Here is a 22,701-nt window from a genome sequence, read left to right on the forward strand (position 1 = left end):
CCCACCGCGGTGCGCCCGCCGTGTGCATGCGCCCACCGTCCAGGCGCATGGGCGCCCCGCCGGGTAGCGGGCGCCCGTCCCGGTTCGATCGGGACGGGCGCCGCTCCCCCCGGCTCCAGCCCCCTGGCTCAGGCGGGCTCGGGCTGTGCTCGGCGGCGCCGGGAACGCTCGGTCGGCGTGCGGAAGCGGATCACCACCGGCAGCTCCGGCATCCCGACCGCGCTGCGGTACCGCTCGACCGGACCCGCCCCCAGCTCCCCGTACACCTCGCCGACGAGCGCGTCGCCCCCGCAGGAGACGTCCAGCAGCAGGCGCGGCCGGTCGGCCGTGCCGGTGAGGCGGATCCGGACGTCCGCGACGCCGGGCAGGCCGCGCGCGGCGCGCCGCAGCTCGGCGGCGGCGTCCCGGGCCCGCGCCCGGGTCTCTCGGTCGAGGTCCGGCCACCGCTGGTGGACGAGGGTGCGCAACTGGAGGACGAGCCAGAGCTGACCGGCGAGGGCCACCAGCTCGGCGACGGCCGCGGCGGACGGCAGGAACCAGCCGGTGCCGCCGGCGAGGCGCCCCGCCCCCGCGGGGAGCAGCGGCTCCGCCGACACCGGCCCGAACGCGTCGAACGCGCCCAGCCCGAGCGCGGCGGCCGACACGCCGGCCAGCAGCAGCACCGTCCCGGTCATCGCGATCGCGATCCGCATCTCAGTCCCTCCGCCGCATCTGGGTGTCCGGTGTCTCAGTCCTTGCGCCAGCGGAGCCGGACGTCGACCGGCGGCCGGTGCATCGGCTCGATCCGGTCGAGCCGTTCCTCGGCGGCGGCCCGCACCAGCTCCGGCAGGTTCGCCGGGTTCCGGTAGTGGGTGGCGGCCCGCACGACCAGCCCGCGCCGGACGATCCCGAGGCCGCGGACGCGGGCCCGCTCGATGCCGGGGACCTCCAGGACCCCCTCCTCGACCGCGCGGCGCACCGCGGCCCGGCCGATGAGCCCCGCCTGGCGCGGGTCGGTGCCGTCCAGCGGGATGCCGCGCAGCCGGCCGGGCAGCGCGGCGGCGAGGAACGCGGCGCCGAGGACGGCGACGGCTCCGGCGGCCGCGAGGACGTCCGGGTCGTCCCAGGTGCGGCCGTGCAGGGCGTCCGCGAGCGCGGCGACGCCCGGCACCGGATGGACGGTCGAGCCGAGCGCGGCGGCCAGCAGCTCGATCGCGGCGACCCCGCCGCCCACCGTCAGCAGCAGCGCGGCGAGGGCCCCCGCGAGCGCGCGGCGGGGCCGGAACTCGCGGACGGCGAGCCGGTGCGCGCCGCGCCTGTCCCGCGCCTCATCGATCACGTCCTTGACCAGCGCCTCGGCCATCGCCACCCCCGTGAGCCATCGGCACGCCCGGCTGAGCCATCGGCACGCCCGGCAACGTCACCCATGGTGACGCGTAATCACGCGCAGTGATACGCGCCATGCCGACATCTCACGGAAAAGCGCAGGTCAGAAGATCAGCACGGGGTCGCCGGAAGCGGGGTCGGCGGGAGCGGGGTCAGCGGAAGACGACCGTCCGGTCCCCGTTGAGCAGGACGCGGTGCTCGGCGTGCCAGCGGACCGCCCGCGCCAGCGCGAGGCACTCGACGTCGCGGCCGACCGCGACCAGCTCCTCGGGGCTGTGGGTGTGGTCGACGCGGGCGACCTCCTGCTCGATGATCGGCCCCTCGTCCAGGTCGGCGGTGACGTAGTGCGCGGTGGCGCCGATCAGCTTCACACCGCGCGCGTGCGCCTGGTGGTAGGGGCGGGCGCCCTTGAAGCTCGGCAGGAACGAGTGGTGGATGTTAATGATCTGCCCCGGCAGCTTCGCGCAGAAGTCGTCGGACAGGATCTGCATGTACCGGGCGAGGACGACGAGGTCGGCGCGGTAGTGCTCGACCAGCGTCAGGATCTCGGCCTCCTGCGCGGGCTTGCCGCCGGGCCCGGCGGGCAGGTGGTGGTAGTCGATCCCGTAGGACTGGGTGAGGGGACGCAGGTCGGGGTGGTTGGAGGCGACCGCGACGATGTCGATGTCGAGCAGCCCGGACCGCGTCCGGTAGAGCAGGTCGTTCAGGCAGTGCCCGCCCTTCGACACCATGATCAGCACGCGCGGGCGCTCGGCGAGGGCGTGCAGCCGCCACTCCAGGCCCAGCTCGGGCACCAGCGAGCCGAACGCGCCGCGCAGCTCGTCGGGGTCGGTGTCGTCCAGGGCCGCGAACTGGACCCGCATGAAGAAGGTGCCGGACTCGCCGTCACCGAACTGCTGGCTCTCCACGATGTTGCATCCGCGCTCGGCCAGTACCCCCGAGACGGCCGCGACGATGCCGGGCCGGTCCGGGCAGGAGAGGGTCAGGACGAATTCGTTCAACGGTCTCACTCTTATCGCGAAGCGGCAGTTCAGACGGGTCCCTACGAGCTTACGCGGCCCCCGGCCGCGGCACCGCCGTCCTTGCACATCGACGCACATCGGCGATTCGCGAACGGTCCGCGGCGGCTCGTCTACCGGCGAGTAGTTTGAGGTGCTTCCTTGGGGTTACCTTGACCTCCATGCGTCGCATCGCGCTCCTGGCCCTGGCCACCGCCCTCGTCGTCGCCGGCTGCACCGAGCAGACCGGTGAGAAGGGCGGGGACGACCGGCGCCCGCAGAAGGTGGACGGCATCCCCACCTCGGCGGGCACGCACAAGCAGAAGATGGACGTGGGCACGATCGGGCACCGCGAGTTCCTGCTGCACGTCCCGTCCAAGGTGGCGGGCGGCAAGTGGGAGGACGGCAAGCCCGCCGACGCGCCCGCGCTCGTCGTCGCCCTGCACGGCGGGCTCGCCAACATGAACAAGATGGAGAGCCTGACCGGCTTCAACAAGCTGTCGGACGAGCACGGCTTCCTCGTCGCGTACCCGGACGGGTTCATGACGACGTGGAACGCGGGCGACTGCTGCGGCGCCGCGAAGGTGGGGAACATCGACGACGTCGGGTTCCTCAGCAAGATGATCGACAAGCTGACGGACGCGGGGCTGGCCGACTCGAAGCGCGTCTACGTGACCGGGTTCTCCAACGGCGCGGGCATGGCGTACCGGATGGCCTGCGAGAAGCCGGACAAGGTGGCGGCCATCGGGGTGGTCGAGGGCGCTCTGGTGACCAAGTGCGACCCGAGCCGTCCGGTCTCTGCGATGATCTTCCATGGGACGGCCGACCGGAACGTCCCGTTCAACGGCGGCGGCGACCGCGACTTCAACGACAAGCGCCCGTTCCCGCCCGTCTCCAAGGCGGTCGACTTCTGGCGCGAGCGGGCCGGGCTCCCCCGGCTCGGCGAGCGGGTCGAGGCGAGCGGTGCGGGCACCGACTGCACGAGCACCGGTAAGGGCGACAAGGGGGTCGCGGTGACGTTCTGCAAGATCCAGGGCGGCACGCACAGCTGGCCCAAGGGGGCGAGCCCGATGCTCTGGGACTTCTTCGCCGACCATCCGCGCGAGGGCTGACCGGAAAGCGGTACGTGAGAGCTTTTCACATTAGCCGGTAGTGTGGCAGTGTGACGAGCATGAACCTCCGGGACCGCTACGACGCCGCGACGGCCGGCCTCGAGGCGCCGTTCGCCGCCGTCGACCTGGCGGCCTTCCGCGCCAACGCCGAGGGCCTGCTGCGCCGCGCGGCCGGCAAGCCGATCCGGGTGGCGAGCAAGTCCGTGCGCTGCCGGGCGCTCCTGGAGGACGTCCTCGCGATGGACGGGTTCGCCGGGATCATGGCGTTCACCCTGCCGGAGGCGCTGTGGCTCGCGGCCGAGGGCGTCAGCGACGACATCCTCGTCGCCTACCCGACCGCCGACCGCACCGCCGTCGCGGCGCTCGCCGAGGACGAGGCCGCCGCCCGCGCGATCACGCTGATGGTCGACTCCCCCGAGCACCTCGCGCTGATCGAGGACGCCGCCGGCGACCGGCGCGTCCGGGTCTGCGTCGACATCGACGCCTCCTACCGGCCGCTCGGCGGCCGGGTCCGGATCGGCGCGCTGCGCTCCCCGCTGCGCACCCCCGGCGAGGTGAGCGCGTTCGCCGAGCGCATCCTCAAGCGGCCCTCGCTCCACCTCGTCGGGCTGATGGCCTACGAGTCCCAGATCGCCGGCGTCGGCGACCTCCCGCCCGGACGCCCCGCGCGCGGCCGCGTCATCCGCGCCATGCAGCGGCAGTCCCGGCTGGAACTCGCCCGGCGGCGCGCCGCGATCGTCCGGGCCGTCCGGGAACTGACCGACCTGGAGTTCGTCAACGGCGGCGGCACCGGCAGCGTCGAGAAGACCGCCGCCGAGCGCGCCGTCACCGAGATCGCCGCGGGCTCCGGGCTCTACCAGCCGCACCTGTTCGACCAGTACTCCAACTTCACCGGGCGGCCCGCCGCGCTGTTCGCGCTGCCCGTGGTGCGGCGCCCCGGACGCGGCGTCGCGACCTGCCTCGGCGGCGGCTACCTCGCGTCCGGCCCCGCCGACGCGGTCCGGCTCCCGCAGCCGTACCTCCCGGCCGGGCTGTCCTACGACCCGAACGAGGGCGCGGGCGAGGTCCAGACCCCGCTGCTCGGCTCCTCCGCCGACCTGCTGTCCGTCGGCGACCGGGTGTGGTTCCGCCACACCAAGGCCGGCGAACTCTGCGAACGCTTCGACGCACTGCACCTGATCGAGAACGGCCAGTACGTCCGTACCGTCCCGACGTATAGGGGCGAGGGCAAGACGTTCTTGTGAAGGGGCCCCCTTCACCCCCGCCGCGGCCGGCGGGCTGAGGCTCACGCCTCGGTGCGCGTAGGTTGGGGGGATGAGCGACGCTCCCCTGATCAGTGTCCGCGGCGAGGCGGTGGTGGAGGCCGAGCCGGAGATCGCGCGGCTGTCGGTGCACGTCCAGTCGCAGGAGTCCGACCGGCGCACCGCGCTCGACCGGCTCAACGAGCGGAACCGGGCCTGCCTCGACCTGGTCGCCTCCTACGGCGAGGCGGTGGAGAAGGTCGAGACGGGCGGGCTGTCGATCGCGCCGCTGCTGAAGTACAAGCGGCGCGAGGGCGACATCCGCGCCTACCGCGGCACCGTCTGGATCAAGATCACGGTGGTCGACTTCGGGGTGCTCGGCGAGCTGGTCGCCCGGCTCGCCGACCTGGAGCGGACGTACGTCAGCGGGCCCGAGTGGGAGCTGCGGCGCGACAGCGAGGTCTACCCGCGGGCCGCGCGGCTGGCGGCGCACGAGGCCGTGGCCCGCGCGCGCAGCTACGCCGAGGCGCTCGGGGCGCGGCTCACCGGGCTGGTCGAGCTGTCGGACGAGGGGCTCGGCCGCACGTCCCACGAGGCACCGGTCGCGCTCGCCGCCGCGTACGGGCGCGCGGGCGGGGCCGAGGCCGGGGAGCCCGAGCCGCTCGACCTGGAGCCGGAGACGCAGATCGTCCGCGCCGCCGTCGAGGCCCGGTTCACCGTCACGCAGCCCGACCTGGAGCCGCGGTGAAGGTCGCGATCGTCGGCGCCGGCAGCGGCTACATGCCGGGCGTCATCCGGGGGCTGCTGCACCGCGCCGACGACCTCGCCGGGACGGAACTCGCCTGCTACGACATCGACGCCGCGCACCTGGAGGTCATGACGCGGCTGGCCCGCGCCATGTTCGCCGCGCGGGGCGCCGCGTTCACGGTGTCGTCGCACACCGACCTCAAGCCGGCGCTGGACGGCGCGTCCTACGTGTTCACGACGTTCCGTCCGGGCGGGCTCGCGGCCCGGCACCTGGACGAGTCGATCCCGCTGAAGCACGGCGTCGTCGGGCAGGAGACCGCGGGCCCCGGCGGGTTCCTGATGGCGCTGCGGTCGGTGCCCGTCCTGCTGGACATCGCGGCCGAGGCCGACCCGGGCGCGTGGATCGTCAACTACACCAACCCGACGAACGTCGTCACCGACGCCGTGGCCCGGCACACCGGCGCGCGCATCATCGGGCTGTGCGACCAGTTCATCGGCGACACCGAGATGTGGGCCGAGCTCCTGGGCCTGCCGTTCGACGGCTTGGAGGCCGACTGGATCGGCCTGAACCACGCCACCTGGGCGCAGCGGCTCCGGCTCGACGGCCGCGAACTGGACCTGCCGCTCCTGCTGGACGACCTGGAGGTCCCCGGCGGCGGCGCGACGCCCTGGCGCGACCCGTCCCGCATGGCCGAGCTGGCCAAGGCGCTCGGCTTCCTGCCGAACTCCTACGCCAAGTACTACTTCTTCCACGACCAGGTCGTGGACGAGCTGCGCGCGAAGGGCACCACCCGCGCGCAGGACATCCTCGCCATGCTGCCCGGCTACTACGAGCAGGTCACCGCCGAGTCGCACAAGCCGGACCCCGACCCGTCCCGGGAGCGCGGCGGCGGCGAGCACGGCGAGTTCGCGGTGGACGTCATCTGCGCCATGCACCGCGACGAGGGCCGCCGGATGATCGTCAACACCCGCAACGGCGGGGCCGTCTCCTCGCTGGACGACGACGCGGTGGTGGAGGTCCCGGCGCTGGTCGGGCGGTCAGGGCCCGTCCCGCTGACGATGGGCCCGCTGCCCGGCCCGGTGCGCGGCCTCACCCAGGCGATCCACGCCTACGAGCGGCTCGCGGCCGACGCCGCCGTCACCGGCGACCGCCGCACCGCCCTGCAGGCGCTGATGGCGCACCCGTTCGTGCGGAGCAAGCACACCGCCGAGAAGATCCTGGACGAGGGCCTCGCCGCCCACCGCGACCACCTGCCGCAGTTCCACTGAGCGCCTGCTCCGCTGAACGTGCGGGGGCGCCGTCCCGTACTGCTGGACGTGGGAGGAACGGACTGCGGGGCCTACCGCCTCGGACTCGGCGTCTACGCCCTCGGGCGGCTCGCCGGCGCCGAGGCCGCCGCGCTGTCGGCGCACCTGCGCGGCTGCCCGCCGTGCCGCGCCGAGCTGGCCGAGCTGCGCGACGTCGCCGAGCTGCTCGCGCGCTCCGCCCGCAAAGCCGAAGGCGCCGGCCGCGGACCGCGGACCGGCGCCTTCCGGATGGGGCTCAGCGGCGCCTGCGCCTACGGCGCCAGAGGACCAGGGCGGTCACGGTGACCGCGGCGCCGACGCCCGCGATCAGCACCCGCTTGTCGATCCCGCCCTCGCCATCCTCGTCACCGGACGCCGGCCGCACCATCGCGCCGAACGCCTTCGCGACCGTGTCGGCCTCCTGCTTCAGCCGCTCGACGCCGCGGTTCGCGACGTTCCGCGGATTGACCCGGTCGGCGAGCTCGTCGACGTTGCGCGCCAGCTCCCGGCGGGTGCGCTCGATGTAGCGTTCGACCTCCTCCGGGTCGTCGCCGCTCCAGTCAGCCATGCCGTGTCCTCATCATGTCGGGCGAACTCATCCTGTCGAGCGAACGCGCGGCGGGCGCGGCGGAGCGCGACCGCGGGCGAAGCATGATCCGAACAGTGTGGCAGGTCCGGGCCGGGCGCGTCCGGCCAACCCCGGCCGGTACCGTGGGTTCCCACCATCCGAGCGAAAGGCGGGACAGGGTGTCCGAGCGGCTGCAGCCGGGCGACGTCGCCCCCGATTTCGAGCTTCCCGACGCCGACGGGACCGCGGTGCCGCTGGCCTCGCTGCGCGGCAAGCGCGTGATCCTCTACTTCTACCCGGCCGCCATGACGCCCGGCTGCACCAAGGAGTCGGTCGACTTCGAGGGCAGCCTGGCCGAGCTGGAGGCGGCGGGCGTGACCGTGGTCGGCATCTCCCCCGACAAGCCGGCGAAGCTCGCGAAGTTCCGCGAGAAGGAGGGGCTGACGTTCCCCCTCCTGTCCGACCCGGACGCCGAGGTCCTCAAGGCGTACGGCGCGTACGGCGAGAAGAAGCTGTACGGCAAGGTCGTCGTCGGCGTCATCCGGTCGACGTTCGTCATCGACGCCGAGGGCAAGATCGAGAAGGCGTACTACAACGTGAAGGCAACGGGCCACGTAGAACGCCTCCGCCGCGACCTCGGCGTCTGACGCGGGAAGCGCGGCGCTCTGGTGCGGGCGGGGGGATTCGAACCCCCACGGTGTTGCCACCAACAGGACCTAAACCTGCCGCGTATACCTAATTTCGCCACGCCCGCCGGGCCCCGATGGGGCGCGTTCAGCTTAGCGGCCTCCCCGCCCGGCGGGGCAACGAGAAAACCGCGGCCGGTCATCTGACGGATTCGCGGCCGGTGCGTGCCTTCTAGCGTCCTGCGCAGACGACGCTGGAAGGAGATGCCCATGGCCGACGACGCTCTCTCGCGCCTGCGCGGGGTGCTGGCCGAGCTGCCCGGCGCCGTGGTCGCCTACTCGGGCGGGGTGGACAGCTCGCTGCTGGCGTACGCGGCGCACCGGGAACTCGGCGACGCCGCGCTCGCGGTGACCGCGGACTCGCCGTCGCTGGCCCGGTCGGAGCTGGCGGCGGCGCGGGCGGAGGCCCGGCGGCTCGGGATGCCGCACCGGGTGGTGACGACGCGGGAGCTTGAGGACGCCCGGTACGCCGCGAACGGCGCCGACCGGTGCCGGTTCTGCAAAGAGGCCCTGATGCACGTGCTGTCCGCGGTGGCGGAGGCCGCCGGGGGCCGTCCGGTGCTGCTCGGCGTGAACCTGGACGACCTGGACGACCACCGGCCGGGGCAGCGCGCCGCCCGCGAGATGGGTGCCCGGTTCCCGCTGGTGGAGGCCGGGCTGGGCAAGGCGGCGGTGCGGGAGGCGGCGCGCGAGCTGGGGCTGCGCACGTGGGACAAGCCGGCGTCGGCGTGCCTGTCGTCGCGACTCGCCTACGGGGTGCCGGTCACGCGGGACGCGCTGCGCCGGGTGGAGGACGCCGAAGAGGCGCTGCGCGGCGCCGGGTTCGGCGGGCGGATCCGGGTGCGCGACCAGGGCGGCGGGCTCGCCCGGATCGAGGTGGAACCGGCGGACGTGATGGCCGCCGCCGCACGGGGGCCGGAGCTGGCCGGGCTGGTCAAGGAGGCCGGGTTCCGGTACGTGACCCTCGACCTGGAGGGCTACCGGCAGGGCAGCCACAACCTCGGCCTCACCCCGGAGCGGAACCGGTGAGCGACCTCGCGGGCGTCGACTTGGGCTTCGCCCGGGTGGACGTCGACCGGGGGCGGCGGCGCGGGCACCCGGAGGCGGTGTTCTGCGAGGGCAAGACGGTGCCGGAGGTCGTCGCGATCGCGGCGAACCTGGTCGAGTCGGGCGCCGCGAACGTGCTCGCCACGCGCGCATCTACGGCGGCGCTGGCGGCGCTCGCCGACGCGTTCCCGGACGCAGTGGTGCACGAACGGGCGCGGCTGGCCGTGCTGAACCCCGACGGACGGGCCCGGACGGGCGACATCGCGGTGGTGTGCGGGCGTCCGGAGGACGAGCCCGCCGCCGAGGAGGCCACGCTGGTCGCGGAGGCGATGGGTAGCCGCGCGTCCCGCCGGTACGGGGCGCCCGTGGACGACCCCGCCGCCCTCCCCGGCTGGCTGGACGAGCGCGAGCGCCCGCGCGTGTTCGTCGTCGCGGACGGGACGGGCGGTGCCCTCCCCACGCTCGTGTCCGGCCTGGTGGAGCAGATGGTCGTCGCGCTGCCGACGTCGTCCGGCGGGGACTTCGCCGGTCACGCGGCGCTGTTGTCGGCGCTGAACTCCTGCTCGCCCGGCGTCGTCGCGGTCAACATCGACAACGGGTTCGGCGCCGGATACGCCGCCCACCTGATCAACGCGGGGGCGGGCGCATGACGGTCGCCGTCGCCGAGGCGCGGGACCTGCGTCCCGACGAGGTCCGCGCGCGCGTGAAGGAGCTCCTGGCCCGCGGCCCGGAGACCGCGTTCCTGCGGCGCGCCACCCCGGAGCAGTTCGCGGCGGCCCGCGATGTGGCTCCGGAGGCGTCCCGCAATGAGCGGTCCGGGCTCGTCGTCCTCACCCGGCCGCGCCCCCGCCGCCCGCTGCCGGTGGCCGTCGTGTCGGCGGGAACCTCGGACCTGCCCGTCGCGGAGGAGGCGCTGACCGCCGCCCAGGCCCTCGGGCTCAGCCCGGCGCTGACCGCCGATGTCGGCGTCGCGGGACTGCACCGCCTGCTCGGCGTGCGCGCCGAGTTGAGCGGTGCGCGGGTGCTGATCGTCGCGGCGGGCATGGACGGCGCGCTGCCGTCGGCCGTGGCGCGGCTGGTGCCCCGGCCCGTCCTCGCGGTGCCGACGAGCGTCGGCTACGGCACCGCGTCCGGCGGGCTCGCCGCGCTGGCGGCCATGCTCGCGTCCGGCGCGCCCGGACTGGCCGTGACCGGCATCGACGACGGCCTCGGGGCCGCGATCACCGCACGGAGGATGCTGACATGAAGAGGATCGCCTACTTCCACTGCTTCGCCGGCATCGCGGGCGACATGGCCCTCGGCGCGCTGCTCGACGCGGGCGCCGACCTGGACGCGGTGCGCAAGATGCTGGCGGGGCTCGGCCTGCCCGGCTGGTCGCTGGACACCGAGCGCGTCACCCGGCGGGGCATCGCGGCGACCCGGGCGGTCGTGACCGTCGAGGACGACGCGGTGTCGCGCACCCACGCGGTGATCGCCGCGATGGTCGGCGAGGCGCCGCTGCCCGACCGGGTGCGGGAACGGGCGCTCGCGGTCTTTCGGACCCTCGCCGAGGCCGAGGGCCGAGTGCACGGCATGCCCCCGGCCGACGTCCACTTTCATGAGGTCGGCGGCCACGACGCGGTCGTGGACGTCGTCGGCACCTGCGCCGCGCTGGAGACCCTCGACGTGGACGAGGTGGCCGCGCTGCCGATCCCCGTCGGGCAGGGCTTCATCAGGACCCGGCACGGCCTGCTGCCCAACCCGGGCCCGGCGGTCGTGGAGCTGCTCGCCCGCGCCCGCGCGCCCATCACCGGCCGCGCCGTAGACGCGGAGATGAGTACGCCGACCGGCACTGCGCTGCTGGTCACGCTGGCCGACTCGTTCGGGCCCTTCCCCGACATGACCGTCACCGCGAACGGCTTCGGCGCGGGCACGAAGGTGTTCGGCGACCTCCCGAACGTCACCCAGGTGGCGATCGGCGAGCGTCGCGAGTGAAGGCACCCGGTACGGCCCGCTCAGTTGTGCAGGGCCGGGGCGGGGGTGGTGTCGAGGTGGTGGACGAGGAGTTCGGTCGTTTCCTGGAGGTCGATGAGGGGGCGGCGGAGGTAGCAGTGGGGGGTGGACCACCAGCAGAAGGTGCGGCGGTGGACCCAGACGTTGAGGGTGGGAAGAAGGAGGACGGAGAGGCCGTCTTCCGTGGTGCTGCGCTGGCCCCTGAAGCCGCGGCGGGTGAGGTTGAGCAGCAGGTGGTGTGCGGCGGTGCCGGGGTGGACGCGGTAGTGCAGGCCGGGCCAGTCGCGCGGCAGTGGTAGGGCGAACCAGACCGTTTTGCCGGGGACGGACGTGGTGTCGACCCGGGAGCGAGTGGGGTTGCTGCCCCAGGCGGCGGTGACTTGGCGGACGAGTTCGAGGCCCTTGCCGTGCTCGTCCAGCAGCCCGGCCCCGGAGGCGTGCGGGGTGGTTGAGCGTGCGCCGTCGAAGACGGAGATGATGAGCTGCGGGGACGGGACGGTCCGCGCCCAGATCCAGAGCTCGGGCGGGGTGGGCGGCCGGTCGCCTCGGGCGCGTCCGGCGTGGCGGAGCGCGTTGGTCGCGGTCTCGGAGACGGCGAGCTTGCCGTCCTCGATCACGTCCGGGGCCAGTTGCAGCTCGAGCATCGTCTGCCGGACGAGCCGCCGCGCCATCGCCGGCCCGCTCTCGTCCCCGGGCAGCCGCCACGCGCACAGCCCCCCGGTCACCAGCCCCCACGCCCCCTTGACCTCCATCGAGGCCCCACCTCTCTCTATGACGATCAGCACGATCCATACAGAAAGCGACAAGTTGGTCACTCACCGTGCTGCTTTCGCGTCACATAGTGCGGGCCCATGCCGAGTTGCGCAACAGTTTCAAGGAAGAAACTAAAGATCAGTTCGAGAATCTTCCCCTGAACGGCTTGAGGACCAACTACACAGCGGGCATGCTCGGTCACATGACGAACAGGCCACCCAGTGTTCGTGAGCGCCGCCTCGCCAGCGAGTTGCGAAGGCTTAGAGAATCCACGACAACACTGAACCTCGAAGAGGCTGCTGAACAGCTCGGCTGGAGCAAGACCAAGCTGTCGAGAATCGAGACCGCGATCCGCAGGGTTACCGCCAGCGAGGTTCAGCAGATGCTGACCCTTTACGGCGTGAGCGGGCCCCGACTGGACGGACTCGCCCGTTTCGCTCGCACGGCCAGGCAGCGCGGCTGGTGGGACGTCTACGAGAACAGCCTGCCTGCGGACTATGCCACCTACATGGGGCTGGAGGCTGAGGCCGAGTGGCTCAACTCCTACACGATGGGCCTTGTGCACGGCCTGATGCAGACCGACGACTACACCCACCACGTGGCTAAGTCGATCTTGATGCGCTTTTCTCCGGTCTCAGAAGTCGAGCGTCGCGTAACGGCACGCATGGCGCGACAGCGGGCGTGGGCGGAGCGCGAGGACCCCATGCGCCTCTGGACGATCTTGGACGAGACCGCGCTCAGGCGGGTCATCGGCGGTCCGGAGGTGATGCGCGCCCAGTACAGGCGGATCATCGAGTTAGTCGAGCGGCCGAACGTGATGCTTCAGATCATGCCCTTGGCCGCCGGCGGGCATCCCGGAGTTGTGGGCAGCTTCGCCGTACTGGGATTCCCTCAACGGTTCACACCGAATGTGGTGTACGTCGAGAACATGACGAGTGCTCTCTACATCGAGGACGAGAAGGAGGTGCACACGTACTCGCTTGCGTTCGAGCAGATGGCTGCCACGGCACTGAGCCCCGAGGAGTCAGTGGCTATGCTCGAACAGCTAGCGCGACAATGAGTACATGGAGGGACAAATTGTCCAGTCCCCGTCTTCCCCGGACTGACTTTCGTAAGAGCAGCCACAGCGAGGGGGCGAACGGTTGCGTCGAGACCTGCGTCCGCGACACGCACCACTTGGTGCGGGACTCGAAGAACCCGGACGGCGGTGTCCTGACCATGCGGCGGGACGTGTGGGCGGCGATGGTGTCGCAGATCAAGCAGGGCGCATACGACCTCCCTGGCTCGGGCTGAACGCTAGCGGGGCCAGATGTCTCGGCGGGGTGGGCGGTCGGGGCGGGTGGCGGCCCAGATGCGGCGCCATTCCGCCACGTCCGGGCCGCGCGGGGCGAGGCGGCGGTTCGGTGCGCGCAAGGACGCCCACCAGCTCTCGTCGTGCTCGATCCACAGGCGGCCCACCGCGTCCTCCAGGCGGGTGTTGAAGGCGCTCGTCGTCTCCTCCGGCTCGGGGGCTAGCGGAGAGCCGAAACGCACCGCCACGGCGGGGCGGCCCGGCTTGGGCCACATTCCGCCGCGCGGCATCGCTCGGTACGTGCCGCGTACCGCCAGCGGGACGGCGGGGACGCCCTGCTCGCGGCACAGCAGCGCGGCGCCCATCCGGAACCGGCGCGCCCAGCCGTCCTGGGAGCGGGTGCCCTCCGGGTAGATGAGCAGGCTCCAGCCGTCCTGGAGCAGCTCGGCGGCCTGGTCGAGGGAGCCGCCGGAGCCGTGCCGCTCGATCGGGAAGGCGTTGAAGGCGAGCGCGGTGGCGACGGCCCGCCAGCGGGCGTCGAAGAAGTAGTCGGCCGCCGCCGCGACCGCGACGCGGCGGCGCAGCCGCACCGGCAGCGAGCCGAGGATCAGCGGAGTGTCCAGGTGGCTCGCGTGGTTGGCGACGAACACCACCGGCCCCTCGACGCCTTCGAGGAGGTCGGCGCCGTGGATCTCCGGCCGGGTCTGGGTCCAGGTCAGGGTGCGGAGGACGCCGTCCAGCGCGACCTTGCGGGCCGCTATGGCGAGCGGGGTTCGCGCCCACTCGGTGGGGAACGGGCTCGCCTCCGGTTCGGGCGCCCAGGGGGCGGCGGAGCGCGGAGCGGGGGCGCGGCCCCGCCAGTCGCGGCCCCGGCGCAGCAGCCGCACCTCCTGCGCGAGCGACAGCTTGCCGCTCTTGCGGCGCGCGCGCCCGCTCATCGGACGTCCGCCATCGTCATCGGCGGGGTGTGCAGGTAGGTGAGGCTCGGGCTGTGCCCGACGGTCTCGCCCGCCATCTCCAGCGCGTCGGCGAGCGTGGTGGCGGCGCGGAAGCCGAGCCGCGCCGCGACCTTGCGGTCCGCGCCGACGCAGATGACGTCGCCGAGGTGCTCGCGCGCGTGGGCGCCCCAGTACCACATGTAGAACGGGTGGACGCCGTGGTAGGCGTAGCTGTTCCGGTACAGGTGGACGTACCAGGGGTCGGTGGCGTACTGCTCCTCGTACTTCGTCTCGATGGTGGCCGGGTCCGTCGTCTGCGGGAGGACCTCGTCGTAGAAGTCGATGTAGCTCGGGTGGTGCAGCGAATGGAACTCCGCCGGCATCGGGTGGTACATGATGAGCGCCCCGCCCTCGCGCACCAGCGGACGCCCCCGGTACATGTTGAAGTAGTAGCCGAGCCCCAGGCACGCCACCAGGATCGGGTTCATCACCGAGTTGACGTTGTAGGGCGACAGGTACGGCAGGCCGAGCATCAGCACGTCCGACTGGCCCTGCACCTCGGTGAGCTGCTGCCGGTGGACGGCGGCGAGCGTCCGCGCGTGGACCTCGTCGGTGGCGCCCGCCTGCACGGACGTGACCTGGTACGGCGCGCGCAGCCCCTGCCACACGCGGCGGCGGGCCCCGGCCGGGGCGAGGTCGTTGGCGCGCTTGGCGGCCAGGAACGTCGCCTGGTCCCGCAGCGTCCACTCCCATTCGCGCCGGTTGAGGAACCCGAACGGTGACGGGAACTGGTCGTTGTTGAGGGTGGCCTCGATGTGGAACACCCGCACCGACTCCGACAGCAGGGCGTGCATGCGGCCGTAGGAGTGGTGCATCGCCGAGTTCGGCGGGTCGTTGAACGAGCGGGAGTGCCGCAGCGTGTGCACGTTGTGGTGGTGCCGGAGGCTCTTGTAGGACGCGAGGCCCACCGCGACCGACTTGGCGCCCCCGTTCATCGCGACCAGGTTGATGTTCACGTACACGATGAGGTCGCTCTCGGCAGCCCGCCGGTTGATCTCGACGTCCTCGCCGTGCCGGGTCTGCCCGAGCGCGACGAGGTTCTCGGGGTCCTCGGCGTCGTGGTTGCGGAGCCGGTCCGGCCAGAACGAGGCGAACACCCGCTCCCCCACGATGTGCCGGATCTCCGCCGGGGTCATCCGGCGGTGCAGCGCGTTCGCGGCGATCAGCTCCACGTCGTCCACGCCCGCCGCGGCGGCCAGCTCCAGCACCTGTTCGATGACCCGCTGCCGGACGTCGGGGGCGCGCATCGGGGGCAGCGGCAGCGACAGGTCGTCGAACACGATCGTCAGCCGCATGCCCGCGCGCAGCAGCTCCGGCAGCGGCTCGCTGCCGAGCGGGTGCAGCAGGGCGTCGCGGATCCGGCCGGTCAGGTCGCGCACGCCGGGCAGCGAGTCCGGCGGGTAGACCACCCGGGTGCCGAGCGGGAACCGCTCCAGCCGGAACCCCTCCCCCTCGTGCACGAGAAGCGGCGGCGTCCGCTCGTCCACCTCCAGTACGAGGCCGGGTCTGCTCATCCGTCGGCTCCTCCGTTCGGTTCGGCGGGCTCGTCCGCGCGGCGCTGCGGCGCGAACGCGATCTTGACGCTGCCCGAGCGGCCGGCGGCCAGCGCGTGCGACAGCGCGTCCCGCCAGCGGCTGAGGGGGTAGACGCCGTCGACGAAGCCCTCCAGGGCGTCGTGCGAGGCCAGGTCGAGCGCGGCGGCGAAGTCGGCGGCGCCGCGGCTGGCGTAGGAGCCGGCGATGGTCAGCTCCCGGTACCAGGCGGGGGTGAGGTCGGCGGGCCGGGACGGCATCCCGGACAGCAGCACGGTGCCGCCCGCCCGGACGATCCGCAGCGCGGTGTCGAGCCCCTGCCCGCCGGTGCACTCGGCGACGATGTCGGCGCCGCCGAGCAGGTAACCGGGGCCGAGCTCGGGCCGCACCAGCGAGCCGCCGGTGATGCGGCGCAGCCCGCGCAGCGCGTTGCCCGGGTCGATCGTCTCGGTGGCGCCGAGGGCGGTGGCGCGGCGCCGCTGCGCGGGATGCCGGGCGAGCACGATGATCGGCCCGGCCGGGGTCAGCTCGCGCAGCGCGAGGACGGTCAGCAGCCCGACCGTCCCGGCGCCGACGACCGCGACGGTCGCGCCGCGCGGCACGTCGATCCGCCGCACCGACCGGATCGCGCAGGCGAGCGGCTCGGCGAGCACCGCCCGCTCGGACGGCAGCGACGCGGGCACCGGGTGCAGCCGGTCGCGGTGCGCGACCAGCCGCTCCGACCAGCCCCCGCCGGTGTCGGCGCAGAACCCTGTCTGCAGGCCCGCGGAGACGCGGCCGGCGGTGACGCGGTCGCAGCGGTTCTCGTGGCCGTCCGCGCAGGACGCGCACGGGTCGAGGCCGCGCGTCCCGCACGACAGCACGGGGTCGGCGACGACGCGGGTCCCGGCGCGCAGGTCGCCGGTGTCGTCCATCAGCTCGGCGACGATCTCGTGCCCGGGGACGAACGGCGTCGACACCAGCGCCGACAGGTACGGCGACACCGTCCCGGCCGCCATCGACAGGTCGGACCCGCAGATGCCGGACAGGACGGGCCGCAGCCGCACCCAGTCCGGGCCGGGCGGCGCGGGCGGCCTGCGGTGCGACAGCCGCAGCGGCGCCAGCGACGGGACGACGGCGGGCCGCAGCCGGCCGGGCAGCCGCCCGGCGGCGAGGTAGCGGGCGGGCGAGCGGTGGTATTCGAGGGCGAGGATCACCGGGCCTCCTCCAGGGCGGCGTCGAGCACGGCGGACACCTTGCCGCCGGCGCCGCCCCATTCGGCGACCGTCCAGCGGTGCCGTTTGGCGTGCCGGTAGAGGTGGGCGTCGGGGTTGACGGCGACGGGATGCCCGACCTGCTCCAGGACGGGGCGGTCGGAGTAGTGGTCGCCGTAGGCCCAGCTCCCGGCGAGGTCGACGCCCTCGTCCCGGGCCCATTCGCGCAGCCACGCGGCGCGCGCCTCGCCGATCAGCGGCGGCGCCTCGAAGTGGCCGGTGCAGCGCCCGTCGACGACCCGCAGCCGCGCCGCGACCGTGTCGTCGAACAGGGCGCGCAGCGGCTCGACGAACAGGTCGACGGTGCCGGTGAGCAGGACGGTGCGGTGCCCGGCGGCGCGGTGGGCGCGGATCCGGCGGATCGCCTGCGGCCAGGCCCGGCGCAGCAGCACGTCGCCGAGCCGCTCGCGGGCCAGCGCGCGCAGCTCCGCCTCGGCGGCGCCCTCGTAGCGGCGCACGAACGCGCGCAGGAACTCGCCGCGGTCGCGGTGCTCGGCGCGCAGGTAGCGCGGCGCCGACTTCAGGACGGGCAGCAGCGCCCCCGGCCAGGACCGGATGGGCGCGTCGAGCAGCCGCGCCCACAGGTACGCCTCCACGACGTCGGACGCGACGATCGTCCCGTCCAGGTCGAAGACGGCGGCGACGTCGCTCCGCTCCTCGAAGGGCGCCGGGGCGGGCTTGGGGGCGCGGGGCATCGGCGGGCCGTAGAAGGCGGCGGTCACGGCGGGGCAGTGCACGTCGCGGAGGTAGTGGGGCCAGTCGATCGCGGCCGAGTCGCAGCCCTCGCCGTCCGGCAGCGTCCGGTCCAGCGCGAGGGTGTTGGCGTCGGCGTAGACGACCTCGGCGGCGCCGTAGGCCCCGTAGAGGTCGCGGTAGCGGCGCAGCATCCGCACCTCGCGGCCCTTGCGGTGCAGGTCGCGCTGCCAGGCGCGGGTGCGCTCCCCGCCGGGCAGGGCGAGCAGGGCGCGCTCGGCGGCGTCCATCGCGCGCTCGGCGGTGCCGAGGACCCGCTCGGCCTGCGACTCGCTGAGCAGCCGCAGGTCGCGGTTGCGGACGGCGCCGCGGCCGTCGGGCGCGGGCAGCGGATGCTCGGCGAAGTGCTCCTGGACGAGTTCCACCAGCCGTTGCAGCGTCAGCGGGTTCCGGGCGCCGGAGCCGACGTGGTAGTAGGCGGGGTCGCCGGGTTCGGGCGGGACGGCGGCGGCGGCGAGCAGCGCGTTCACCACGAGGTCGACCGGGATGATGTCGACGATGCCGTCCGGGATCCCGGCCAGCGCGCGCAGCATCCCCTGCCCGTAGGCGAGGATCAGCGGGTCGGCCATCTTGAACCCGTCGATCCAGCCCGGATAGGGGTGGCGCAGCGCGCTCTCCACGATCGCGGGGCGGACGACCGACAGCGGCACCTCGCGCGCGGTCTCCTCCGCCGCCCGCTCCCCGAGCGCCTTGGTGAAGGTGTAGACGTCAGGCCAGCCGACGCTGCGCGCGCGCTCGCGGCCGTAGGCGATGAGCCGGTCCGCGACCGCGTCGCGGCGGCGGCGCTCGGTGTCGGCGGCCACGGCGCTCGGGCCCGCCTTGCCCTGCGCCTTCAGGGCGGCGGCGCGGAGGCGGGCGAGCACCTCGGGGCGGCGCGAGTCGCTCTCGGCGGACCGGCGCGCCTCCAGCGCGCACTCCAGCTCGGTGCGCCAATCGACCGCGTGGTCCAGCGCGGCCTCGCGGACGACGCCCTTGCGGGAGCCCGCGACGTAGGCGGTGGAGACGTGCACCAGGTGCGGGCGGCGGCCGGTGCGGCGCGCGGCGGCGAGGACGCCCTCGTAGAGGTTGACGGTGCCGACGACGTTGGTGCGGAACGCCTCGTCGATCGGCGGGTCGAAGGACACGACGGACGCGCCGTGCACGACCACGTCCACGTCGTCCGGCACGTCCGGGGCCGCGTCGGACAGGTCGGCGGGGACGAGCCGCACCCGCTCCCGGACGATCTCCCCCGCCCGCTCGGCGCCGACCCGCTCCCGCCAGGGGCCGAAGACGGGCTTGGCGATCAGCTCGGCGAGCCGGTCGCCGGCGGTGACGCCGGGCCGCTCCCGGACCAGCACGACGACGCGGGTGTCCGGGTGGCCCGACAGCAGCCGCTCCAGCAGCGCCTGCCCGATGAAGCCGGTCGCTCCGGTGACCAGGACGGTGCGTCCCGCCAGCCCTGCGAGCCCGGCGTGCTCCCCGCTCACCGCGCGCCCGCCGCTCACGCCGCTGCCTCGTGCCGCTCGCGGTGCACGCCGGCGCGGGCCAGCGCGCCGTCGGTGGACAGCTCGGGGATGCGGCCCACCGGCATGCGCTCCAGCGCGCGGCTGCGGGCGTCCTCGGCCAGGGTCGCGCCGGCGAAGCCGGGCAGCTGCGCGATCGTCGCGTCGATGCGGCGCATCCGGTCCAGCCCGGCGTCGTCGCCGAACAGCCAGACCAGCGCGAAGTCGCTCTCCTCCTGGGGGCGCAGCCCGGTGCCGACCGGCGCCCACAGCCGGTGCATCGCCCAGCGCGCCAGCCGCCGCGCGCGGGCGCTCCGCGCGAGCCGCAGCCGCGCCTGCGCCCGGTAGAAGGCGAAGTGGCGGCGCTCGTCCTTGATGACGCGCCGCAGGATCTCGCGCAGCACCGGGTTGCCGCTGCGCTCGATCATCGCCTGGTAGCTGTTGATCGCGCTGAGCTCGTTCATCGCGCCCCACGTCATCTGGATCGCGACGAAGTCGCGGGTCAGCGCGGACCCGAGCATCGACACGAGGTGGCCGGTGTAGACGCTGCGGCCGAGCGCCCGGCGGATGCGCTCGTTGCGCGCGGTCTTGGTCGGGTACGGCGACGCGGCGGTGACCTTCTCCCGGTCGGGGGCCAGCGTGAAGCCGGCCTCCCCGAGGAACCGGGAGAACGCCTCGCCGTGCCAGAACTCCTCGTAGATCCAGCAGCTCATGAACGCCGTGACCTCCGGGTCGAACGCGGCCCGGGTGGCGAGGAGGTCGCGGGCGTACATCACGGTGTGGGTCTCGATGTCCATCATGAACGTCAGGCAGCGCGCCTCCGCACCGGAGACCGGGTGGGCGGAGATCTGCTCCCACGCGACTCCCGACAGGTCCACCGCCCGCGAGTTCCGCACGTAGCGGTCGAGGTCGAATTCCTGCGTCATGGTCACCACGCTAGAAAGATCGAATAGGCCCGGATAAGGACGGAGCGCGTCATGCGGCGGACCCGGCGCGCCACTCCCAGCGGCGCAGCGCGCGCCGCAGCGAGCGGGCGTCGGAGTAGCCGAGGCGGCGGGCCACCGCCTCGCGGGTGAGGGCGCCGTCCTCCAGCAGCAGCCGGGCGCTCCGGCCGCGCACGTACTCCAGTTCGTCGCGCCAGCTCGTGCCCGCGTCGTGGAGGCGGCGCTGGAGCGTGCGGGCGCTCACCGCCATCCGGGACGCCACCCAGCCCAAGGTGACGGGACCGGCGGGGAGCGCGGTCGCGATGAGGCGGCGCATGTCGTCCAGCCAGTCCGGGTCCGGTGCCGGGTCCGGGCATGGACGCAGGTCCGGTTGAGCCCGGGGCGCGGAGGGCCGTCTCCCCTCGAACGACACGGGTTCCTGGTTCGCGCACCGCAGCACGCTGGCGAAAACGAGAACGGACATGGCGGCCCCCTCGGCTCCCTGGTCGGCGTACGCCGCCGACGCTAGGGAGCGGAAGAGGCGAGCGAATCCGTCAAGCGATCAGGCTTTCGCGCAGGAGCGGGCAGTCCCGCGCGGACGCGTCCTCGGTGCTCGCCGGGATCTCGGCGACGAGGGCGAACCAGCCGTATCCGTCCGCACCCGCCGAGAGGCAGCCGCCGACGGCGGTGGCGCGCGCGGTGAGGTTCGCCAGGCCCCTGCCCAGCCCCTTCCCGAGGCCCGCCTCCCCCTGCTTGGCCGCGCCGTCGTTGCCGACCGTGAGCCGGAAGGTCCCCTTGTGGACGGTGACCGCGATGTGGCAGCGCCGCGCCCGCGAGTGCCGCAGGACGTTCGTGACCGCCTCCCGGAGCACGGCGGCCAGGACGGCGTCGACGGCGGGCGGCGCGGTGGGCCAGCGCTCCGGGTCCATCCGCACCCGTGCGCCCGCCGCCGCCAGCGCGACCCGCGCCGCGTCGGCCTCCTCGCGCAGGACCAGGGCGGGCTCGTCCTCCGCGACGGCGTTCGCCTCCGCCCGGGACCGGTCGGCCAGCACGATCAGCTCGGCGAGCTCGGCGCGGGCCCGCGCCGGGTCGCTGCCCGCCACCCGGCGGGCCAGCTCCGCCTTGACCGTGATCGTGGACAGGCCGAGCCCGAGCAGGTCGTGGACGTCCCGGGAGATGCGCAGCCGCTCGTGCAGCGCCGCCATCCGGGCCAGCCGCTCGCGCGCGGCGGAGACCTCGCGGGCCAGGCGCGGCAGCCGGTCCAGCGCGTACACGATCACGCCGATCTGCACCGACACCGCGCAGGTGTAGAGGTGGAACAGCGTGCCGTGCGACGCCCACAGGGCGGGCGCGTACCAGGCCGCCACCGTCCCGCCGAACAGCCACCACGCGACGCGGCCGGGCGCCACCAGCAGCGCCGACGCGGTCACCAGGCACGCCATCGTCGCCCACTCCCAGCCGAGCGCCGCGAACGGGACGAAGACCAGCGCGAACTGGGCGGCGAACGTCCAGGCCGCGCCCCTCGGCCGCCGCCCGCGCAGCACCGTGCCGGAGTGCCGGAGCTGGAGCGCTCCCACGGCGGCCGCCACGGTGACCGCCGCGCCGATCGTCCACGGGTCGCCGTCCGCCCCGGCCCGCACGTACATGACCTGCTGGACGCCGAAGCCCGCGGTGATGATGGCGAGGATCGTCCACGCCAGCCGCGGCTGCGTCACCACCCCCGGCCGGGGCGCGGGAGGCGGCGCGGCCTGGAGCGCGCCGATGATGGAGCGGACGTCGCCGAGCGCCCGGCGCGCGGTGCGGACCACCTCGTCCAGGTCGGCGCGGGACGGCGCGGCGCGGCGGCCGAGGGCGCGGCGGCTCGCCGCCTCGATGCGGGTGAGGGCCGCGTCCAGCACGGCGCGCAGGCTGCCGGACGCCGCGATCCGCTCCCGCGCCGCGGCGGCCGCCGCGAACTGCGCGCGCGTGAGGTGCAGCTCCCGGATCAGGCCCGCCAGCCGGGTGAGCGCGTACATCGACACCCCGACGTTGACGGTCGCCATCATGCAGAACGAGACGCTGTCGGCCGGCCACCCCTGCGCGTGCCGCAGCAGCCCCTCCGCGCCGGCGATGAGCGCCACCAGCAGCCACGACAGCGGCGGGCGCACCAGCAGCAGCACGGCCCCGGCGAGGAACCCGCCCGCCACCGGGTACCAGTCGTTGCCGAACACCAGCAGCGGAAGCACCGCCAGTGCGGTCTGCGCCGTGAGCAGCACCACCGCCCTGCGGGCGCCGGGCCGGAAGGCGCGCGGCCCGTACAGCACGAAGAGCAACTGCACGCCGAAGACCAGGACGATCACGACCGTGGCCGACACCAGCAGCCGGGACGGGCCGGTCTCGGCCTGCTTGAGCAGCCGCGTCTGCAGGGTCAGCCCGAAGTAGAGGACGATGATCGCGCGGACGAGCAGGGGCGTGCGGTCGCCCCGCCCGCCCTCGCGGGCGCTCTCGCCGTCGTCGCCGCCGTCGCCGCCGCCGTCCGGGACGCGTGCGACCCGCCACGTCCGTACCACCGGTCCCCCTCACCACCGCCTCTTCGATGATGAGTTGCCGGAACGGTTCGATCAAGGGAGATGTTCGGACCAATGACCATATGGCGCTGCACATCAATCGTTCGCGCTATGCCGACTGATCCTCA

The 22,701-nt window shown here is 74.0% G+C and carries 24 protein-coding genes and 1 tRNA gene; 12 read left to right on the forward strand and 13 right to left on the reverse strand.

Annotated features, from left to right (window positions below; genetic code table 11):
• Nucleotides 1-128 precede the first annotated feature (128 nt).
• The 3 genes from CHF16_RS14815 to purU all read right to left on the reverse strand — a co-directional run bounded on the left by CHF16_RS14815 (nt 129) and on the right by purU (nt 2,366).
• On the reverse strand, nt 129-692 hold the full coding sequence (locus CHF16_RS14815) for a hypothetical protein (protein WP_089326600.1): 564 nt from the start codon (nt 690-692) through the stop codon (nt 129-131).
• Nucleotides 693-727: 35 nt separating this feature from the next.
• A complete protein-coding gene (locus CHF16_RS14820; protein WP_143227989.1) occupies nt 728-1,342 on the reverse strand; it encodes a DUF6286 domain-containing protein in 615 nt (204 codons plus the stop codon).
• Nucleotides 1,343-1,517: 175 nt separating this feature from the next.
• Entirely contained in the window at nt 1,518-2,366 is an 849-nt protein-coding gene (gene purU / locus CHF16_RS14825) for a formyltetrahydrofolate deformylase (protein WP_245868522.1), read from the reverse strand.
• 179 nt (nt 2,367-2,545) lie between these two features.
• Here purU and CHF16_RS14830 point away from each other — a divergent pair, with 179 nt between their 5' ends.
• The 5 genes from CHF16_RS14830 (at nt 2,546) to CHF16_RS14850 (ending at nt 7,056) form a co-directional block, all read left to right on the forward strand.
• A complete protein-coding gene (locus CHF16_RS14830; RefSeq protein WP_089326603.1) occupies nt 2,546-3,475 on the forward strand; it encodes a CE1 family esterase in 930 nt (309 codons plus the stop codon).
• A gap of 59 nt (nt 3,476-3,534) precedes the next feature.
• A complete protein-coding gene (locus CHF16_RS14835; RefSeq protein WP_089326604.1) occupies nt 3,535-4,719 on the forward strand; it encodes an amino acid deaminase/aldolase in 1,185 nt (394 codons plus the stop codon).
• A 70-nt stretch (nt 4,720-4,789) separates the two neighbouring features.
• Entirely contained in the window at nt 4,790-5,464 is a 675-nt protein-coding gene (locus tag CHF16_RS14840) for an SIMPL domain-containing protein (protein WP_089326605.1), read from the forward strand.
• Nucleotides 5,461-6,732: a family 4 glycosyl hydrolase gene (locus tag CHF16_RS14845; protein WP_089326606.1), complete on the forward strand. Its 1,272-nt coding sequence runs from the start codon at nt 5,461-5,463 to the stop codon at nt 6,730-6,732. The genes CHF16_RS14840 and CHF16_RS14845 overlap by 4 nt, the downstream gene beginning before the upstream one ends.
• A gap of 48 nt (nt 6,733-6,780) precedes the next feature.
• Nucleotides 6,781-7,056: a zf-HC2 domain-containing protein gene (locus CHF16_RS14850; RefSeq protein WP_143227990.1), complete on the forward strand. Its 276-nt coding sequence runs from the start codon at nt 6,781-6,783 to the stop codon at nt 7,054-7,056.
• Here CHF16_RS14850 and CHF16_RS14855 read toward each other — a convergent pair.
• The gene (locus CHF16_RS14855) at nt 7,007-7,318 is read right to left on the reverse strand and encodes a DUF3618 domain-containing protein (RefSeq protein ID WP_089326607.1); all 312 of its coding nucleotides are present in this window, start codon (nt 7,316-7,318) and stop codon (nt 7,007-7,009) included. The two genes, CHF16_RS14850 and CHF16_RS14855, sit on opposite strands and share 50 nt — an antisense overlap.
• Before the next feature lie 179 nt (nt 7,319-7,497).
• Here CHF16_RS14855 and bcp point away from each other — a divergent pair, with 179 nt between their 5' ends.
• Entirely contained in the window at nt 7,498-7,965 is a 468-nt protein-coding gene (bcp, locus tag CHF16_RS14860; protein ID WP_218826673.1) for a thioredoxin-dependent thiol peroxidase, read from the forward strand.
• 19 nt (nt 7,966-7,984) lie between these two features.
• Here the strand turns inward: bcp and CHF16_RS14865 are convergent.
• Nucleotides 7,985-8,072: transfer RNA gene (locus CHF16_RS14865), tRNA-Leu, on the reverse strand.
• A gap of 142 nt (nt 8,073-8,214) precedes the next feature.
• Here CHF16_RS14865 and larE point away from each other — a divergent pair.
• The 4 genes from larE to larC are packed head-to-tail and all read left to right on the forward strand — an operon-like array spanning nt 8,215 to nt 11,025.
• Entirely contained in the window at nt 8,215-9,033 is an 819-nt protein-coding gene (gene larE / locus CHF16_RS14870; protein WP_179271532.1) for an ATP-dependent sacrificial sulfur transferase LarE, read from the forward strand.
• Nucleotides 9,030-9,701, forward strand: a complete 672-nt coding sequence (larB, locus tag CHF16_RS14875) for a nickel pincer cofactor biosynthesis protein LarB (RefSeq protein ID WP_089326609.1) — start codon at nt 9,030-9,032, stop codon at nt 9,699-9,701. The genes larE and larB (CHF16_RS14875) overlap by 4 nt, the downstream gene beginning before the upstream one ends.
• Nucleotides 9,698-10,297 carry a nickel pincer cofactor biosynthesis protein LarB gene (larB, locus tag CHF16_RS14880; protein WP_089326610.1) on the forward strand — a complete coding sequence of 200 codons (600 nt, stop codon included), beginning with the start codon at nt 9,698-9,700 and terminating at the stop codon, nt 10,295-10,297. The genes larB (CHF16_RS14875) and larB (CHF16_RS14880) overlap by 4 nt, the downstream gene beginning before the upstream one ends.
• A complete protein-coding gene (gene larC, locus CHF16_RS14885; protein WP_089326611.1) occupies nt 10,294-11,025 on the forward strand; it encodes a nickel pincer cofactor biosynthesis protein LarC in 732 nt (243 codons plus the stop codon). Before larB (CHF16_RS14880) ends, larC begins: the two co-directional genes overlap by 4 nt.
• 20 nt (nt 11,026-11,045) lie before the next feature.
• Here the strand turns inward: larC and CHF16_RS14890 are convergent, their stop codons facing one another.
• Nucleotides 11,046-11,795: an ATP-binding protein gene (locus tag CHF16_RS14890; protein WP_089326612.1), complete on the reverse strand. Its 750-nt coding sequence runs from the start codon at nt 11,793-11,795 to the stop codon at nt 11,046-11,048.
• A 167-nt stretch (nt 11,796-11,962) separates the two neighbouring features.
• Between CHF16_RS14890 and CHF16_RS14895 the strand changes: the two genes are divergently transcribed.
• Together CHF16_RS14895 and CHF16_RS14900 are read left to right on the forward strand one after the other, a co-directional pair.
• Entirely contained in the window at nt 11,963-12,856 is an 894-nt protein-coding gene (locus CHF16_RS14895; RefSeq protein WP_143227991.1) for a helix-turn-helix domain-containing protein, read from the forward strand.
• Complete coding sequence (locus CHF16_RS14900) at nt 12,853-13,089, forward strand: DUF397 domain-containing protein (protein ID WP_089326614.1); 237 nt, start codon at nt 12,853-12,855, stop codon at nt 13,087-13,089. Before CHF16_RS14895 ends, CHF16_RS14900 begins: the two co-directional genes overlap by 4 nt.
• Nucleotides 13,090-13,092: 3 nt before the next feature.
• On the opposite strand, the gene CHF16_RS14905 is transcribed toward CHF16_RS14900, so the two are convergent.
• From CHF16_RS14905 to CHF16_RS14935, 7 genes are all read right to left on the reverse strand, one after another.
• The gene (locus CHF16_RS14905; RefSeq protein ID WP_089326615.1) at nt 13,093-14,025 is read right to left on the reverse strand and encodes a lysophospholipid acyltransferase family protein; all 933 of its coding nucleotides are present in this window, start codon (nt 14,023-14,025) and stop codon (nt 13,093-13,095) included.
• Nucleotides 14,022-15,599, reverse strand: a complete 1,578-nt coding sequence (gene larAH, locus CHF16_RS14910; protein ID WP_089326616.1) for an NPN-dependent hydroxyacid isomerase, LarAH14/15/16 family — start codon at nt 15,597-15,599, stop codon at nt 14,022-14,024. Before larAH ends, CHF16_RS14905 begins: the two co-directional genes overlap by 4 nt.
• On the reverse strand, nt 15,596-16,813 hold the full coding sequence (locus CHF16_RS14915) for a zinc-dependent alcohol dehydrogenase (RefSeq protein WP_089326617.1): 1,218 nt from the start codon (nt 16,811-16,813) through the stop codon (nt 15,596-15,598). The genes larAH and CHF16_RS14915 overlap by 4 nt, the downstream gene beginning before the upstream one ends.
• Nucleotides 16,810-19,107 (reverse strand): HAD-IB family hydrolase, encoded by a 2,298-nt coding sequence (locus tag CHF16_RS14920; protein ID WP_218826674.1) that lies wholly within the window; start codon nt 19,105-19,107, stop codon nt 16,810-16,812. The genes CHF16_RS14915 and CHF16_RS14920 overlap by 4 nt, the downstream gene beginning before the upstream one ends.
• Entirely contained in the window at nt 19,104-20,030 is a 927-nt protein-coding gene (locus CHF16_RS14925) for a ferritin-like domain-containing protein (RefSeq protein WP_089326618.1), read from the reverse strand. Before CHF16_RS14925 ends, CHF16_RS14920 begins: the two co-directional genes overlap by 4 nt.
• A gap of 49 nt (nt 20,031-20,079) precedes the next feature.
• Complete coding sequence (locus CHF16_RS14930; RefSeq protein WP_089326619.1) at nt 20,080-20,511, reverse strand: helix-turn-helix domain-containing protein; 432 nt, start codon at nt 20,509-20,511, stop codon at nt 20,080-20,082.
• Nucleotides 20,512-20,581: 70 nt separating this feature from the next.
• The gene (locus CHF16_RS14935; RefSeq protein ID WP_089326620.1) at nt 20,582-22,576 is read right to left on the reverse strand and encodes a sensor histidine kinase; all 1,995 of its coding nucleotides are present in this window, start codon (nt 22,574-22,576) and stop codon (nt 20,582-20,584) included.
• Nucleotides 22,577-22,701 lie beyond the last annotated feature (125 nt).

The sequence above is a fragment of the Actinomadura meyerae genome, assembly GCF_900188445.1.
GTDB classification, from domain to species: domain Bacteria; phylum Actinomycetota; class Actinomycetes; order Streptosporangiales; family Streptosporangiaceae; genus Spirillospora; species Spirillospora meyerae.